Origin of the sequence: Mesorhizobium sp. M4B.F.Ca.ET.089.01.1.1, from assembly GCF_004022605.1 — a bacterium.
Classification (GTDB): domain Bacteria; phylum Pseudomonadota; class Alphaproteobacteria; order Rhizobiales; family Rhizobiaceae; genus Mesorhizobium; species Mesorhizobium abyssinicae.
This window is the reverse complement of record NZ_RZOS01000714.1, coordinates 1-1,937: the sequence shown is the minus strand read 5'-3', so window position 1 is coordinate 1,937 and position 1,937 is coordinate 1. Positions and strand designations below refer to the sequence as shown.

The window sequence follows — 1,937 nt, the reverse complement described above, 5'->3', positions numbered from 1 at the left end:
CTTGTAGCCAAGCTGGCGCTCGACGCGTACGCGCAGCGGCGCGCCGTTCTCGACCGGCAGCGGCTTGCCGTTGACGCCGTAGGCGAGGATCGTCTGCGGGTGGCGGGCATCGATCAGGTCGATGGTGCCGTAATATTTGACGTCGCCCGAGAGGCTGCGGTCGATCGTGTCGAGGCAGTGGAACATCACATACCGTGCCTGGGGTTTCACCACCGCCTGGTCGAGAACTAGGGACAGCGGCGTGCCGGTCCATTTGGCGATGCAGCTCCAGCCCTCGACGCAGTCGTGGCGAGTGATCTGGGTGCGGCTCGGCATATTCTGCAGCTGCTCGCGGGTCAGCGACAGCGGTTTCTCGACAAGGCCGGAGACCTCGAGGCGCCAGTCGGCGAAGTTGTTGGCAAGCAGGCCCTTATAGGTGTCGTCGTCGGGGGCGGTGACGCCGTTCGGCCGCTGCGGCTGGCGGATATCGGCCTCGGTGAACTCCTGCGCCAGCGCGTCGCGGCCGGCGAGCAGGCGCTGGGCCCGGTATGTCAGGCCATTGGCATTCTCGAGGAAGCTGCGCAGACCGCCGCCGATGCCGAGCCCGCCGTCGAAGGCATCGCAGCCCGACAGCGCGATGCCGGACAGGCCGAGACTGGCGGAGGTAAGGAATTTCCTGCGGTTGATTTGAAACTTGGCCATATCAGGCGCTCCTCTCGGACGAGCTGTCGTCATGCGCCGGCGGGTCGGTGCGGTACCAGCCGGTGATGATCGAGCGCAATTCGTTGATCGGGCCGGCGGCGAGGATCATCAGCATGTGGATGATGAAGAAGCCGACGAGCAGCACCATGACGGTGAAGTGGATGGTGCGCGCCGTCTGCCGGCCGCCGAGCAGTTCATTGAGCCAGGGCAGCACCGAATTCATGCTCGGCGACATGGCGAGGCCGGTGATGATCATTAGCGGCAAGAGCACGAACAGCACGCCGCCATAAGCCATTTTCTGCAGCGTGTTGTATTCGCGCGTGTGATGGAACTTCAGCTTCGCGTGGTCGACGATGTCCCGCGGCAATCGCCGGAGATCGTCGAGGCGCGGGGCGAGATCGCGCCTGACATGGCCGTTGATCAGGCCGGCGACCAGCCAGACGAGCAAGGTGGCGGAGAGCACCCAGGCGAAGAAGAAATGAACGACGCGGGCGGTGCCGAGATCATAGTAGGAGGGGATCGTCACCCAGGACGGGAAAGCGCGGGGCGACTCCTGTCCGGGCGGTCCGGACCAGCCGAGCACGCCGGTCGTGTCGAAGCGTTTGCCGAAGATTTCGGTGTAGCCGCGCGGACCCTGGTCGGTGTTTTCGGCGCCGATGGCGAAGATGGTGTTGTTGTAGCCGAAGCCGGATTCCTTGCCGATATAAAGCTGGGGGCGGGCGTTGAATATCTGCAGGCCGGAAAGCAGCATGAAGAACAGCGCGATCGCCCAGAGCCAGTGGGTCAGTCGCGTCCAGCGGGACTGGCGGTAGATCAGCGTCGCGTCCTTCGATGCGGCTTGCGCATCGGCGGCGGGCTCGCTCCTGGCAACGGTTTCCATCGTCCTTCGTTCTCCCGGCCTTGTAGCTCTTCGTTCTCCTCCCAATACGTCGCCAGCCAAAGCGATGTTTCATCCGATCACGGATTTATTACGGGCAAGCGGTCAAGGACTGCTCAGGCTGACGGCGAGATTCACCGCCGCCGCGACGATCACCGTGTTGAAGAAGAACGACAGGATCGAATGGATGAGCACCACCTGGCGCATGTGCGAGGTGGTGATGGCGGTGTCGGCGGTCTGCGCGGTCATGCCGATGACGGTCGCAAAATAGAGGAAATCCCAGCCCTCAGGACGCTTGTCGCCGGGGAAATCCAGACCGCCGACCGGAACCTTCTTCTTGGTGGCAACGTCGATCTCCTCGCCGTTCATCCAGTAGACA

The 1,937-nt window shown here is 63.5% G+C and carries 3 protein-coding genes; all 3 read right to left on the bottom strand.

Annotated features, from left to right (window positions below; all coding sequences use genetic code 11):
* The coding region (locus EN780_RS33065) for a molybdopterin-dependent oxidoreductase (protein ID WP_128276366.1) at positions 1-681 on the bottom strand (681 nt) is incomplete at its 3' end.
* 1 nt (position 682) lies between these two features.
* Complete coding sequence (locus EN780_RS33060) at positions 683-1,561, bottom strand: cytochrome b/b6 domain-containing protein (RefSeq protein ID WP_128276365.1); 879 nt, start codon at positions 1,559-1,561, stop codon at positions 683-685.
* Positions 1,562-1,663: 102 nt separating this feature from the next.
* The coding region (locus EN780_RS33055; protein ID WP_128276364.1) for a DUF1345 domain-containing protein at positions 1,664-1,937 on the bottom strand (274 nt) is incomplete at its 5' end.

Excerpts from the sequence above, each read along its gene's own strand:
- EN780_RS33060 (WP_128276365.1), bottom strand. The coding sequence starts at position 1,561 with ATGGAAACCGTTGCCAGGAGCGAGCCCGCCGCCGATGCGCAAGCCGCA.